We start from the raw sequence: 14,883 nt of genomic DNA, 5'->3' as shown, positions 1-14,883 counted from the left end.
ATTCAAAAAATCGTAAATCGTCAATCGTAAATTTAAATTCTATGTTTATTTTTGCGCATGCAACACAACAAAGTCCTAATTTTAGATTTCGGATCGCAATACACACAACTTATTGCGCGTCGCGTTAGAGAGTTAAATATCTACTGCGAAATTCACCCATTCAATAAAATTCCTTCAGATTCAGATAGCTTTAAAGCTGTTATTTTATCTGGTAGCCCAAATTCTGTGAGAGGAGAAGATGTACTTCATCCAGAATTAGAAGGCATACGCGGAAAAAAACCAATGCTAGCTGTATGTTATGGAGCGCAATATTTAGCCCATTTTTCTGGTGGCGAAGTTGCGGAATCTAACACAAGAGAATACGGTAGAGCTAATCTCGATTTTGTAAAAGACAACGAAGATTTCTTTGAAAACATACACGAAGGTAGCCAAGTTTGGATGAGCCATAGTGATACAATAAAACAATTACCAACCAATGGTGTATTGTTAGCGAGTACAAGTGATGTGAAAAATGCAGCTTATAAAATTGAAGGCGAACAAACCTATGCAATACAGTTTCATCCTGAAGTATATCATAGTACAGATGGTCATCAATTGCTTCAAAATTTCTTAATCAAAATCGCAAAGGTGGACCAAGATTGGACACCAAATGCATTTGTAGAAGAAACAGTTGCTGATTTAAAAGCGAAGCTAGGTGATGATAAAGTCGTCCTTGGTTTATCTGGAGGTGTAGATTCTTCAGTTGCAGCTATGTTATTACACAAGGCTATTGGCAAAAATCTCTATTGTATTTTTGTGAATAACGGTTTATTGCGTAAAAATGAATTTAAAGATGTGCTTCAACAGTATGAAGGCATGGGATTAAACGTAAAAGGTGTAGATGCTTCGGCACGCTTTTTGGAAGCCTTAAAAGGATTAAGTGATCCGGAAAAGAAAAGAAAAGCCATAGGAGCAGAGTTTATCGCAGTATTTGATGATGAAGCGCACTTAATAAAAGATGTAAAATGGTTGGCGCAAGGCACTATTTATCCAGATGTAATAGAAAGTGTATCTGCAACAGGAGGTCCAAGTGCAACCATAAAAAGTCATCATAATGTTGGTGGTTTGCCAGATTATATGAAATTGAAAGTGGTAGAGCCATTACGCGCTTTATTTAAAGATGAAGTAAGACGTGTTGGTGCCTCTATGAATATGGATAGTCAGTTGTTAGGTCGTCATCCTTTTCCAGGTCCAGGTTTGGCTATTAGAATACTTGGTGATCTAACGGAGGAGAAAGTACGTATATTACAAGAGGTAGATGCTATTTTTATAAATAACCTACGTTCTTGGAATTTGTACGATAAGGTTTGGCAAGCAGGCGCTATGTTATTGCCAGTAAATAGTGTTGGTGTGATGGGTGATGAACGTACATACGAAAAATGTGTTGCATTAAGAGCTGTAGAAAGTACAGACGGAATGACGGCAGATTGGGTAAATTTACCATATGAGTTTTTGCAAAAAACCTCAAACGAAATAATAAATAAAGTAAAAGGTGTTAACAGAGTTGTATATGATATCAGTTCTAAACCACCTGCTACAATTGAATGGGAATAAGTGCGTTTTAGAAGTAGTGTTCTTCAGAAATGACCTTAATTTTCAGAATAAAGTAAACTAGAATTTATGAAACATTTTTTAAGCTTTTTGCTCATAGTATTTACAATGGTTTTAAATGCTCAGAATTATACAGAGCATACTGTGAAATCTGGAGAAACAATAGAATCTATTGCAAAACAGTATTTAGTAACACCCTTTGATATCTATGCATTAAATCCTGATGCTAAGAAAAAGTTTCAACCCAATACGGTTTTAATTATCCCAAATTCAAAAATTAAGAATGAACCAATAGTTGAAAATAAACGCGAACTTCTTGGATATAAGAGCCATAAAGTAAAGCGAAAAGAAACCTTATATGGTTTAACCCAAAAGTATAATATTTCTGAAGAGGAGTTAAAAAAAGCAAATCGTTCTCTGTATTCTGAAAACCTAAAAAAAGGCGACAAAATTAGAATTCCACAGTACAGAACCATAATTTCAAAGCAAACCTATAGTAATACCGTAAAAAAATATACCGTTTTACCATCCGAAGGTAAATGGCGAATTGCGTATAAATTTGGAATTTCTGTGTCAGAATTAGAAGCGTTAAATCCGTATATGAATGACGTCATTCAGCCAGGAGACATACTAAATGTTCCTAATATAAAAGATAAAGAGGAAAAGAAAATTGAAGCTGCATTTGGGTATTATGAAGTTTTACCAAAAGAAACATTCTACAGTTTAAAAGGAAAGTTAAACTTAACGCAAGAGCAGTTAGAGCAATTAAATCCTGATTTAAAAACATCAGGATTAAAAGCAGGAATGGTTTTAAAGGTGCCAGCCGGAGCGACAACAGAATCAGAGGCTAAGACCGATGTACAAATCACTAATTTAAAAAGAAACTTAGTTAATTATAAGACCAAAAAGATTGCGTTAATGATGCCATATCAATTGCATAAAATTGATGTAGATTCAGTAGAAGAAGCAAAAGATAGAATAAAGAATAACAGATTGTTATCCATAGTTTTAGATTTTCATGTTGGTGCGCTGATGGCATTAGATTCTGCAAAGCAATTAGGCATATCAACAGATCTAAAAGTGTTTGATACCCAGTACCACAGTGCGGTAACTTCGAGGATATTGGCCGAAAATGATTTTTCAGATTATGATGCTGTTATTGGTCCGATGAAAGAAGATTGTTTTGATCGTGTAGCTTCTGCTTTAAAAGGCGATCGTGTGCCAGTTATTGCGGCAATGAATAAACCAAAACAAGTGTATAGTAACGTTTTTCAAACCTTACCAGAAAAGGAATTGTTGAGTAAAACAATGATTGATTTTGTAAAAGCTGATAGTTTAAAGACTAAAGTGGTTATAATTTCTGATAGAGCTAATAAAGCGACAAGTGAAGCATTGCAAAAGGAATTTCCTGGTGCAAAGCTGTTTTTCTCTAGATTGAATAAAAAGGATAAAACTAAAGATGCCTACTTTTTATATCATACAGAATTAGAAGGTGTATTCACAGCAGGCAAAACAATAGTGTTTTTAGAAACTGATAATGATTCATTTGCATCGAGTATTATAAGTATGCTAAATGGTTTTATTAATGATAGAACAGAGATTGTTTTAGCTACTTTAGACAAAGGGAAAGGTTTTGAAGGAAAGAACATTGATAACATTTATTTGTCTAACCTTAAATTTCATTATGCTTCAGTATACAAAGATTTTGATGATGAAAAAGGCAACGGATTCGTTAAGGCTTACAGAAAAGAATATGGTATAACACCAAGTAAATATGCTGCACGAGGTTTTGATATCACTTTAGATATCTTAATGCGTTTATCTTCTGCGGAAGATTTATACGAAGCTTCTCCAGATACAGTAGAGACAGAATACATAGAAAACAAATTTAGATATACTACAGACTTTTTTGGTGGTTATGTAAACCAAGCCGTTTATGTAGTAAAATTCGATGATTTACGTGTGGTAAAGGCGAATTAAATGTATTTAGAGATTAAAAAACTAATCTCAACTTAATTTTTTTGTGCTTTAACGATTAATATACTTTTTTGATAAAAAGGACGTTATTTTTGAGAGGTACGTATGAAGTCAATTCGTAGGTATCTATTTAATCCATTTTTGCATCCCTTGAAAAATATTCTTATTTGTTTGTTTGTGTTATTTATTAGTAGTGAAACTAATGAAGAGACATTGACTTGGGACGCAGCCAACAAACTTACTTGGGCAGACTTTAAGGCCAAGCCAGATTACGATTCTGATGCTGTAGCATTAACGGCTTCTGGTATAACATTTGGTTACGGTGTAAAAACTTCGGGTAAACGGATTGTTGAATTTTCGTCTACTGTAGAAACTCATTTTTATCCAAATAAATCTTGGTATAAAAAGGAAGAAAGTAATGTTCATATATTAAGGCATGAGCAATTGCATTTTGATATTACTGAACTTTATTCTAGAAAATTAAGGCAACAAATAACTAAACTTCAAGTAAATCAAAATATTAAAAAGCAATTAAACCAATTGCATGAGGACATTAATGTAGAGCTCAGTGCTACTCAAGCAAAATACGACCAAGAAACACAGCACTCTATAGATGCTGTAAAACAAAGAGCATGGTCTAATTTTATTGAAAAAGAACTTAAATTACTTGATGCTTTTAAATCCTAATATACCTTTCTTAAGCATATTTTGAATATTGTTAATGTATTAAAATGGAATTAGACGGACTGGTGCTTATAGAATTAGCACATTACAAAATGCCATTTGGAAAATATAAAGATCAATATTTAGTTGATATCCCTGAAGCTTACTATGTTTGGTTTCAGCAAAAAGGATTTCCTGAAGGCAAATTGGGTAACATGATGCGCCAAATGTTTGATATTAAAATCAATGGATTGGAGCCTATGATACGTACTATTCAACGCGACTTTAGAAGATCATAAAAAGCCAAAGATCACCCAATAGTTCTTACAATACTGTGATGAGGTTGAGCCAAAATTACAAACATTAAACCTACGTTGCATTATTTGGTATAAGCACCAGACGAATAGGTAAGCTCGTAACTATGTGTGTATACTTCAAAAACAATTCCGAAAGGATCTTCAACATAACACATCTTATAAGGTTTATCTTTTGGATAATAAGCTCTAATAGGCATACGTTGTTTACCACCTGCGGCAACAATTTTTTCTACTAATCCTTCAATATTAGGATCTTGTATGCAGAAATGAAATAAACCTGTGTTAAACGGGTTAAATTCTGGCGCTTTTTTTACACCTTGAGGGAACGAAAATAATTCTATCCCAATACCATCAGAAGTACTCATATGTGCTATTTCAAAGCTTTCCCAGTCGTTTCCAAAAACATCAATGCACATAATGCCAATAGCTGTATCAGCTTCTTTTTTTACTACGGAAGGTTCCATAATGATATACCAGCCCATGACATCTGAATAAAATTTAACAGCGGCTTTAATATCTGGTACAGTAATACCTATATGCGAAAACGATTTTGGGTAACTCTTATTAGTGGTCATAATGTTTGTTTAAGACTTCAAAATTAATTTATATTTGTCTAATTGGCAATAACTTACTAAAAAGTAATATAGTATACTAAAAGAGTTAATTGTTGATTATTAAGGCTTTATATAAAAATATATATGAAAAATAATTGTCCGCTTAATTATACCATGCAATTAATAGGAACAAAATGGAAGCCATTAGTGCTGTTTCATTTGTTGGAAGGCGCATTACGATCTGGTGTTTTAAAGAAAAAAGTTCCCGAAATATCAAATAAGATGTTTACGCAAACAGTTAGAGAGTTGGAAAAAGATGGACTTATTTCGAGAAAAGTGTTTCCGGTTGTACCACCAAAAGTGGAATATAAATTAACCGAACGCGGAGAATCTCTTGAGAGCTTGTTACGGCAATTAGACAAATGGGGTTTAGAAGATATTAAATCCTTAAACCATACCAATTTTGATGCATTGTAGGTGTTTAATTACCTGATAATAGATAATTACCATCATAGCTACCAGAAATAAGGGTACCATCGGTTCTAGTGAAAGAAAATGTAAACACAATATTGTATGCTGTGTAGTTGGTAATTGTGACCACACCAGATTGTGCGAACAAATGGGAATCTGCGTCGCTGCTAGACAAAAGTATGGTGCCTGGATGAAATTCACTATCTGTAACAGAACCGTTAATAGAAACTGTATAATCATCTATTTGATTATATGTGGTTTGGTTCAAATCAATATCAACAACTTCAAAAGACACATAAGATAAATCAGTTACATCACTATTGCTGGTAATCTCAGCGCTCGATTTGTTAAATAAACTAATTTTAATGTCGCTTGCTGTATTAGCACTAGTCTCTTCATCCAAGACAATGGCAGCCATTAGAGGATAAGTCGCACCATTATAGGTGAAAGCATTAGTATCTTCTGGCTCGTAAGAATTAAGTTCCTCTTGCGCACATCCAAGAACAACGCCGTAAAGCAATATTAAAAAAAGGACCTTTAAATTTCGTGACATCATAGTGGATTTGAGTTATACCAAATTAGAAACAAAAAACCACGATGCAGAACAAAGTGGTTTAAAGTTTAATATTAACCTTTCTAAAAGGATAAATTTTCAACAAACGTTTATTTTCTTACAACGTTCTTTGTTACAGTGTAATGTTTAGAACTAAACTGAATAATGTAAATCCCAGCGTCTAATTGATTAATGTCAATAGTACCTTTGTAAACTTCTACATCTTGTTTTTTACCATAAACATCATAAACTGTAATAGTAAAATTGATGTTTTCGTCAACAAGACCATAGTAAACAATATCTTCAGTAATTGTTGGGTAAACTTTTACTTTGTCTGCATTTTCTGTGGTTTCATTTTGGGTTACTACAGCTAAATTAGATTCTGTTACTGCAATTGATAAACTGTTTGCTTCACTAACCGTTTTGGTTTGAGCCATTGATACCATAATAGAACATATGGTAAAAACTAAAAATAAATTTAATTTCATAAATAGTAGGTTAAAATTTGGGTTAAATATTAATTTATGCCGTAAACATATGAAAATAAATGAATAACACAAATTATGTTAAGTTTATTCTTACAAATAAGTGCGTTTTATTTGTTTTTTTATGTTGTTTTAACGATGTTTTTGATTGTGTTAAGCTAAGGATTTGGTGTGAAAAATGTGTGCAGACAATCGGGTTGGTTTTAAAATAAACTTTAAATATGCACTGGTATCTGAGAAAAAAAGATGTGTATTATTTTTTACAAACGATATATAGAATTCCTTTCCCTTTTTTATTGTCAGATAACAACTGATTTGCATTTTTAGATTCCAGAATAATAAAGCCAATATCCATTAATTGAGCAATAATTTTTTTTCGGGTGACCCAATATGTTTTAGGTTGATTTTTATTAAAAAGTTTCCAATTGATATCGTTATTGATTTTTAGCCATGGCAAGTGGTGTTTTGAAATTTTTTCATGTCTAAATTTACGTAAAGTATTTACTACAGTACTTAACATAGGGTTGTAAAACTTAGATTCATAATCTAAAAATGAAAAAATAACTATAGCATCTTTTTTAGCAACGCGGTAAGCTTCATTAAGAGCTTTTAGAAACAATTCTTCTTTATCAATAAAACAAAGCACTTGTTGTAAATAAATGAGGTAATCAAAATTATCACTTTTAAATTCAGATAAATTAGCTGCGTCTGATACTCTAAAATTTACTGAAGAGTTGGTTTTAGAAGCTCTTTTTTTTGCATGACTAACCATTTCTGGCACAATATCGAAAGCAGAACCGTTGCTAAATCCCATTTTCTCAATTTGAAATGATAACCGTCCACCACCTGTACCAGCCTCTAATACGTTTTTTGTAGTGTCTATAAGGTATTTTTTTAGTACATAGGCTTCAGATGTATTTAAACTTTCTTTGTTTGCCCATAAATCAAATAATTCATTTGAATAGCGTTCAGCGTTTAAGTTTTGAATATCAGCTACCATCGATTCTTGTTTTTTTGTTAATAACTACCTGTTTTATAACAATTAACAAATGGTCTAATAAATTAATTATAAAAGCAATGTGTAATCATTGAAACCCTTAGAACTTACATAGTGCACATTCAAAGAAGTACGAACGTTATTTGGTAATTAGAAGCGTTGAAATCGTAGCAATACCTTTTTTAATGATCCCTTAATGATAATAGCGTATAGCTGTTTCTAAGTTATGTTGATTAATAGTTAATTCAATTAATTGTTTTATTTAAGAATAACACTTATTAATTGTTGCTTAAAGTTAATAATTATTTTTAACGATTACGGGATATTGGATTGTATTTTATTAACAATTAACAAGTTAGTGTGTTTTGTAGTGGGTTTTAATTTATCGATTTTTACTGAAGGACGTATGGCTAGCGGTACAAATAACCATAAATTACAAGGGGTATTTTGGTTGATGGAGAAAAATGAATTAAACTAAAGCATGTAGCAATTTTTATTTTAATAACCTTGTTATTGGTCTGAATAAAAAAATCCGAAGGAACCAACCTCAGGATTTTTAAATTTTATGACATTTAAAAAGACGATTACTCTACAAGGACCCATTCTCCTTTATCAATTAAAGGAATAGCCTGCTTGTATTTCACTTCTTTTGCTTCACCACTCATTACATGTTTTATGGTAACTCTATCGTTTCGTCCAATTTTTGGTTGTTCTCTCACAATCGTTTCGACCACTTGTTGTTGGCGAGAAGCGCCTTCACCAACTTGTCTGCTTTGAGATGCGCGTTCGTCTAAATTCTGAATCTCTTCTTTTTGAGTTTCTAATTTTTCTTGTTTACGAGCTCTTGCTTCTTGTATGGTGTTCGCTGTTTCTTGCGGAATTTCCCCTTTGAATAAAAATGAAATTACATCTTTATTTACTTGGTCTATCATCGCCTTAAACAATTCAAAAGATTCAAATTTATAGATTAACAATGGATCTTTTTGCTCGTGTACCGCTAACTGAACGGACTGTTTTAATTCATCCATTTTACGTAAATGAACTTTCCAAGCGTCATCTACAATAGCTAACGTAATATTTTTTTCAAAATCGTTAATTAACTGTGTTCCTTTGGTTTCGTATGCTTTTTCTAAGTCGGTTACAACTTGTAAATTCTTAACACCATCTGTAAATGGTACAACGATACGTTTAAATTTATCGCGTTGTGTATCATATACATTTTGTATTACAGGGAATGCTAAATCTGCTGCACGTTGCATTTTTTCTCTATAATGCTTAAATGCGGCTTTATAAATAATACCTGCGAGTTCTTGCGCGCCTAGTTTGTTAAATTCAGCTTCAGAAACTGGAGATTCCATTGAGAAGTATCGGATTAATTCAAACTCAAAGTTTTTATAATCGTTAGCATCTTTATTTGTTAAGGCAATACCTTCTGATGTGTCATAAATCATGTTGGCTAAATCAACTCTAAGACGTTCACCATGCAATGCATTACGACGACGTTTGTATACAACTTCACGTTGCGCATTCATCACATCATCATATTCTAATAAACGCTTACGTACACCAAAGTTATTTTCCTCTACTTTTTTCTGAGCACGCTCAATAGATTTAGAAATCATACCATGTTGTATCACTTCACCTTCTTTAAGTCCCATTCTGTCCATCATCTTCGCAATACGCTCAGAACCAAATAAACGCATAAGGTTATCTTCTAAAGAGACATAAAACTGAGAACTTCCTGGATCTCCTTGTCTACCAGCTCTACCACGTAACTGTCTATCTACACGACGCGAATCGTGACGTTCCGTACCCACAATGGCTAAACCACCTGCTGCTTTTACTTCGTCACTTAGTTTAATATCTGTACCACGACCAGCCATGTTGGTGGCAATAGTAACTTGCCCAGCATTACCTGCTTGTGCTACAATATCTGCTTCTTTTTTGTGTTGTTTAGCGTTTAAGACATTATGAGGAATTTTTCTAATACTCAACATTTTACCTAAAAGCTCTGAAATCTCAACGTTAGTCGTACCGATTAATACAGGTCTTCCGGCTTGAGATAAAGCTGTTACTTCATCGATTACGGCATTGTATTTTTCGCGTTTCGTTTTATAAACTAAATCGTCTCTATCATCTCTAGCGATTGGTCTGTTGGTTGGTATTTCTACAACATCTAATTTGTAGATTTCCCAAAGTTCGCCAGCTTCTGTAACCGCAGTACCAGTCATACCAGACAGTTTGCGATACATTCTAAAATAATTTTGAAGTGTAACGGTCGCAAAGGTTTGTGTTGCCGCTTCAACTTTTACGTTTTCTTTTGCTTCAATGGCTTGGTGTAATCCGTCACTGTAACGACGACCATCCATAATACGACCCGTTTGCTCATCTACAATCATTACTTTGTTGTCCATAACAACGTACTGATTATCTTTTTCAAAAAGGGCGTAAGCTTTTAATAATTGATTAAGGGTGTGTATACGCTCTGATTTTATACCAAAGTCTCTAAATAAATCTTCTTTAAGATTAGCTTCTTCTTCAGAAGAGAGACCTTTACTTTCAATCTTTGCAATTTCGGTACCCATTTCTGGCATTACAAAGAAATTAGGATCATCCTTACCAGACAAAAATTCTACACCTTTATCGGTTAGCTCAACTTGATTATTTTTTTCATCGATAACATAAAAGAGTTCTGCATCTACTTTTGGCATCTCTCTGTTGTTATCTTGCATGTAGAAGTTTTCTGTTTTTTGAAGTAATTGTTTAATTCCTTCCTCAGATAAATACTTAATTAATGCTTTGTTTTTTGGAATACCTCTATAGGCTCTTAATAATTGAAAACCACCTTCTTTAGAATCTCCAGAAGCTATTAATTTTTTAGCTTCGGCTAAGACACCAACTAAATATTTTCGTTGTACTTCTTCAATTTGCTGAACTTTAGGCTTTAGTGCATCAAACTCGTGTTCGTCACCTCTTGGTACAGGACCAGAAATAATTAATGGTGTACGAGCATCATCTACTAATACAGAATCTACCTCATCTACAATAGCATAGTGATGTGGACGTTGTACTAAATCGTCTGGTGAATGTGCCATATTATCACGCAAATAATCGAAACCAAATTCGTTATTTGTTCCGTAAGTAATATCTGCATTGTAGGCTTTGCGACGTGCATCAGAATTAGGTGTATGGTAATCAATACAATCTACACTTAGACCATGAAATTGAAATAATGGCGCCATCCATGCGCTATCTCGTTTTGCTAAGTAATCATTTACCGTTACTAAGTGAACCCCTTTGCCAGCTAAAGCATTTAAATACACAGGAAGCGTTGCTACCAATGTTTTACCTTCACCAGTTTGCATCTCTGCAATTTTACCTTGGTGCATAGCAACACCACCAATGAGTTGAACATCATAATGAATCATGTCCCAAGTAATAGGTTTACCTGCAGCATCCCAAGAGTTTGCCCAAATGGCTTGGTCGCCTTCTAAGGTTACGTAATCATTTTCTCCAGAAATTTCTCTGTCAAAGGCATTTGCTGTAACAGGAACCTGAGTATTATGCACAAAACGTTTTGCTGTTTCTTTTACGACGGCAAACGCTTCTGGTAATATGTCGTTTAATACGCCTTCGGTTACTTCATAGATTTCGTCTTCAATTTTATCTACTTCTACGTAGATATCTTCACGCTCATCAATATCTTCTGTAACTTGTGCTTTTTCTAAAAGGTCTTCTTTTTTAGTGTTAAGAGGCTGTCTGGCTTCGGCAATTTTAGCTTTAAATTCGGCTGTTTTTGCTCTAAGCTCATCGTGAGATAAAGCTTCTAAGGCTTTTTCAAAAGATTTAATTTTTTCAACAATAGGCTTAATTGCACTTACATCTTGCTGAGATTTGTCTCCCACAAAAATTTTAAGCACTTTATCTAAAAATGTCATATTCTATAATTTGTAATAGATTGAATTGATTTTCAATCTTTGAATTAATTTCAGTTAGTTCATCTAAACTCTAATTTAGATCATATTCATTGGTTAATTTTCGGTAAAAACCATCCGAAAATAAAAAAAGTCTCTTAGTTAAGATAACGCAAGAGACTTTATTGTGATAATTTTATATGTTAATATTCATCCTCATTCCAGAGGTAATCTTCATCAGTTGGGTAATCTGGCCAAATTTCTTCAATTGAGTCATAAGAATCTCCTTCATCTTCAATTGCTTGTAAATTTTCTACAACTTCTAAAGGAGCTCCTGTTCTAATTGCGTAATCAATAAGCTCATCTTTGGTTGCTGGCCAAGGTGCATCACTTAAATAAGATGCTAATTCTAATGTCCAATACATAATTGCGTGTATAATTTAATTTTTGCAAAAATAATTTTTTAGTTGAACAATTCAAGAAAAAATTAAATTAATTAATCATTAATAAAAAGAGCGTACATTATTCAACAAGTTTAAACCAGAATATTGCATTATCCATAATTTAAAGGCTTTAGAATTATGAATTTTTTTCAGGAATCCATTTTACTTCCTCAGCGTGTAAATCATAAGACAACTTCCGTGCCAATACAAAAAGGTAGTCAGATAGTCTATTTATATACATTAAAGTTTCGGGTTGGAAGGGTTCTAAATCATTAAGATGCGACGCCAAACGCTCAGCTCTACGGCAAACTGTGCGTGCAATATGACAGAATGACACGGTTTGGTGACCGCCTGGTAAAACAAAATGCGTCATAGGAGGAAGGCTGTCTTCCATAAGGTCCATTTCCTTTTCTAATTTCTCAATATCTTCATTGGATATTTTAGGAATATTTAAACGGGCTTTACCGTTTTTTAACTGCGCTTTTTCTGGGTCTGTGGCTAAAATAGCACCAACGGTAAATAAACGATCTTGAATATGCATCAACGTGTTTTTATACAATTGATTAATCTCTTGGTCTCTTATTAAACCTATGTGAGAATTGAGCTCATCTATGGTTCCGTAACTTTCAATTCTAATATGATGTTTAGGAACACGTGTACCACCAAATAATGCAGTGGTACCTTTATCTCCTGTTTTTGTGTATACTTTCATGTTTTCAAAGTTAAGTTTTTAATGTTGAAAGTTATAAAGTTGAACGTTTTAAAGCTTGGTAGGGAAATTATTTTTTCAAATAGAAAAATTATTTTACTATAACAGGAGGTATAGTTATGATTGATTTTGCTTGAAAATAGTTCTTAGACGCCTTGAAAAATTTGATGCTTCAACCTCAATATTATGATTTTTACAAAACAATTTAAACTGGTTAAGTTGATCATTTTTCATGTCTACTAAGACATTAAATCCGGTGTTAAATTTTAAGTAATAATGATGACCACTAGAGTGCTTTATTTTAATTGTTTTTACCGATTCTGTTAATAGCGTTTCAGGAATATCATTTTGAAGAATTATAAATTTGTTAGCTACTAATTCTAATTTTCCAATTCTTGTAAATAAAAAATAATTGAGGAGAAAAGTTAATAAAAGTATGCCATACGATACTTCAAATATTATACTATATGGTTTAGTTAGAGTGATTAAATCAAATAGTTTTAAAAAATAAATAGATGCATTTATGATAACAAAACCAGTGTAAATTGACGCGTATTTGTGGTTTCTGAAATAATTGTTATCTATAATATCTAAACACATTTTTATATCACTAGCTATTAAATGTATCACTCTCTATAATACCATCACGTAAACGAATAACACGTTTGGCATGTGCTGCAATATCTTCTTCGTGTGTTACCATAATTACGGTGTTACCAGACGCGTGAATTTGGTCAAATAAAGCCATAATTTCTGTTCCGGTTTTAGAATCTAAGTTTCCTGTTGGCTCATCTGCTAAAATAATGGAAGGTTTATTTACCAAAGCTCTACCAACAGCAACACGTTGTCGTTGTCCACCAGAAAGTTGATTGGGTTTGTGATCCATTCGGTCTGCCAAACCAACATCTGTTAAGACTTCTGTAGCGCGTTGTTCTCGGTCTTTTTTAGATTTTCCGGCGTAAACCATAGGCAATGCAACGTTGTCTAATGCTGTGGTTCTAGGTAAAAGGTTAAAGGTTTGAAACACAAAACCTATTTCTGTGTTTCTAATATCTGCAAGTTCGTCATCAGACATTTGGCTCACATCGTTTCCATTTAACTTGTAAGAACCAGCTGTAGGTGTGTCTAAGCAACCTAATAAGTTCATTAATGTAGATTTACCAGAACCAGATGGTCCCATAATAGCCACATATTCGCCACGTTTTATATCTAAATCTATACCTTTTAATACATGAACAATTTCTTGTCCTAATTTAAAATCTCTTATGATATTTCTAATTTCAATGACGTTGTCACTCATAATTAAGGTCTTAGTTGCTTAGCTGTTGTTGCAAGATACTAGTTTTGCATCAATTTTATTATAAGACGTTAAAGTATAACGTATGTTACAATCTAATTTTAAAATGTTCTTTAACTTGTTCTCTTCTAAAAAATACAAAGCCTATATGGAAGCAATCTATAGTCACTTTAACGGTGTTATGATGCTTAATAAATGACCAAGCTTCTGTCATGCCTTTAGACCAATAAATATCATCAAAAATAAATACGGTATCGTTGTGAATTTTGGGTAATAAGGCTTCGAAATACTGAATGGTTGCGTCTTTGTTGTGATGGCCATCAAAGAAGATGCAGTCAAACTTTTCTGTTGTTAAGTTTGGAATGGTATCGGTAAAACTTCCTGTTATAAATTCAACATTTTTAATGTTTTGTTTTTTGATTTCAGATTGTGCAAAAGCTGATGTGTTGGTGCAGCCTTCAATAGTAGTAATTTGAGCGGTTTTGTTGGCTAACGACATGGAATATGTTCCCATACCCAAAGACGTGCCTAATTCTAAAATAGTTTTAAACTTGAAATATTTCGCTATTCTGAACATTAATTGAGACTCCTTTTTTGAGCTACTTGAAGCCTTAACCATAGCACTCACTTTTCGTTTTTTTGAATCGAGTACTTTTGAACCAGCACCTAAATCGGTTATTTCTAATTCGACTTTTGATGCTTTTAAAGCCTCACGATAAGTTGTTAACGCGTTGTATTCAGGATGTTTTGTGTTGTCATAAAGACATTTGGTAACAAAATTATAGATAAAAGGGGAGTGGACACCATGTTGGTTGGTGGCCTTAGTTAAGAATTTTATGTAGGATTTTATTTGGTACATATTTATGTTCTCGCGAGACGCAAAGGCGCAAAGTGAAAGTATAAGATTAGTTTT

General features: G+C 33.1%; 15 protein-coding genes. 5 read left to right on the top strand and 10 right to left on the bottom strand.

All coding sequences use genetic code 11. The features are described 5' to 3' along the window. Window positions 1-57 precede the first annotated feature (57 nt). The 4 genes from guaA (at window position 58) to HNV08_RS11050 (ending at window position 4,529) form a co-directional block, all read left to right on the top strand. Entirely contained in the window at window positions 58-1,593 is a 1,536-nt protein-coding gene (gene guaA / locus HNV08_RS11065) for a glutamine-hydrolyzing GMP synthase (protein WP_173281377.1), read from the top strand. A 66-nt stretch (window positions 1,594-1,659) separates the two neighbouring features. After that, entirely contained in the window at window positions 1,660-3,570 is a 1,911-nt protein-coding gene (locus tag HNV08_RS11060; protein ID WP_173281376.1) for a LysM peptidoglycan-binding domain-containing protein, read from the top strand. A 102-nt stretch (window positions 3,571-3,672) separates the two neighbouring features. After that, window positions 3,673-4,254, top strand: coding sequence for a DUF922 domain-containing protein (locus HNV08_RS11055; RefSeq protein ID WP_173281375.1), 582 nt, complete (start codon window positions 3,673-3,675; stop codon window positions 4,252-4,254). Between the two features lie 44 nt (window positions 4,255-4,298). Next, window positions 4,299-4,529, top strand: coding sequence for a DUF3820 family protein (locus tag HNV08_RS11050; protein ID WP_173281374.1), 231 nt, complete (start codon window positions 4,299-4,301; stop codon window positions 4,527-4,529). An 80-nt stretch (window positions 4,530-4,609) separates the two neighbouring features. Here HNV08_RS11050 and HNV08_RS11045 read toward each other — a convergent pair whose 3' ends face one another. Beyond that, a complete protein-coding gene (locus tag HNV08_RS11045; protein WP_173281373.1) occupies window positions 4,610-5,122 on the bottom strand; it encodes a lactoylglutathione lyase family protein in 513 nt (170 codons plus the stop codon). Between the two features lie 123 nt (window positions 5,123-5,245). Between HNV08_RS11045 and HNV08_RS11040 the strand changes: the two genes are divergently transcribed. Then, window positions 5,246-5,578 carry a winged helix-turn-helix transcriptional regulator gene (locus HNV08_RS11040; protein ID WP_173281372.1) on the top strand — a complete coding sequence of 111 codons (333 nt, stop codon included), beginning with the start codon at window positions 5,246-5,248 and terminating at the stop codon, window positions 5,576-5,578. Window positions 5,579-5,582: 4 nt separating this feature from the next. On the opposite strand, the gene HNV08_RS11035 is transcribed toward HNV08_RS11040, so the two are convergent. The 9 genes from HNV08_RS11035 to HNV08_RS10995 all read right to left on the bottom strand — a co-directional run bounded on the left by HNV08_RS11035 (window position 5,583) and on the right by HNV08_RS10995 (window position 14,829). After that, window positions 5,583-6,128 (bottom strand): hypothetical protein, encoded by a 546-nt coding sequence (locus HNV08_RS11035; protein WP_173281371.1) that lies wholly within the window; start codon window positions 6,126-6,128, stop codon window positions 5,583-5,585. A gap of 107 nt (window positions 6,129-6,235) precedes the next feature. Further along, on the bottom strand, window positions 6,236-6,613 hold the full coding sequence (locus HNV08_RS11030) for a T9SS type A sorting domain-containing protein (RefSeq protein ID WP_173281370.1): 378 nt from the start codon (window positions 6,611-6,613) through the stop codon (window positions 6,236-6,238). Between the two features lie 250 nt (window positions 6,614-6,863). Then, window positions 6,864-7,610 carry a class I SAM-dependent methyltransferase gene (locus tag HNV08_RS11025; RefSeq protein WP_173281369.1) on the bottom strand — a complete coding sequence of 249 codons (747 nt, stop codon included), beginning with the start codon at window positions 7,608-7,610 and terminating at the stop codon, window positions 6,864-6,866. A 581-nt stretch (window positions 7,611-8,191) separates the two neighbouring features. Next, on the bottom strand, window positions 8,192-11,545 hold the full coding sequence (gene secA, locus HNV08_RS11020; protein WP_173281368.1) for a preprotein translocase subunit SecA: 3,354 nt from the start codon (window positions 11,543-11,545) through the stop codon (window positions 8,192-8,194). A gap of 179 nt (window positions 11,546-11,724) precedes the next feature. Next, entirely contained in the window at window positions 11,725-11,946 is a 222-nt protein-coding gene (locus HNV08_RS11015) for a DUF2795 domain-containing protein (protein ID WP_008272287.1), read from the bottom strand. Between the two features lie 154 nt (window positions 11,947-12,100). Continuing rightward, the gene (locus HNV08_RS11010) at window positions 12,101-12,676 is read right to left on the bottom strand and encodes a cob(I)yrinic acid a,c-diamide adenosyltransferase (RefSeq protein WP_173281367.1); all 576 of its coding nucleotides are present in this window, start codon (window positions 12,674-12,676) and stop codon (window positions 12,101-12,103) included. 114 nt (window positions 12,677-12,790) lie between these two features. Beyond that, the gene (locus HNV08_RS11005; RefSeq protein WP_173281366.1) at window positions 12,791-13,303 is read right to left on the bottom strand and encodes a hypothetical protein; all 513 of its coding nucleotides are present in this window, start codon (window positions 13,301-13,303) and stop codon (window positions 12,791-12,793) included. After that, window positions 13,284-13,973, bottom strand: a complete 690-nt coding sequence (locus HNV08_RS11000) for an ABC transporter ATP-binding protein (RefSeq protein WP_173281365.1) — start codon at window positions 13,971-13,973, stop codon at window positions 13,284-13,286. Before HNV08_RS11000 ends, HNV08_RS11005 begins: the two co-directional genes overlap by 20 nt. A gap of 85 nt (window positions 13,974-14,058) precedes the next feature. Further along, complete coding sequence (locus HNV08_RS10995) at window positions 14,059-14,829, bottom strand: O-methyltransferase (RefSeq protein ID WP_173281364.1); 771 nt, start codon at window positions 14,827-14,829, stop codon at window positions 14,059-14,061. Window positions 14,830-14,883 lie beyond the last annotated feature (54 nt).

Origin of the sequence: Winogradskyella eckloniae, from assembly GCF_013249045.1 — a bacterium.
GTDB lineage: Bacteria > Bacteroidota > Bacteroidia > Flavobacteriales > Flavobacteriaceae > Winogradskyella > Winogradskyella eckloniae.
The sequence above is the reverse complement of the archived record's forward strand: the minus strand, read 5'-3'. Positions and strand labels throughout refer to the sequence as shown.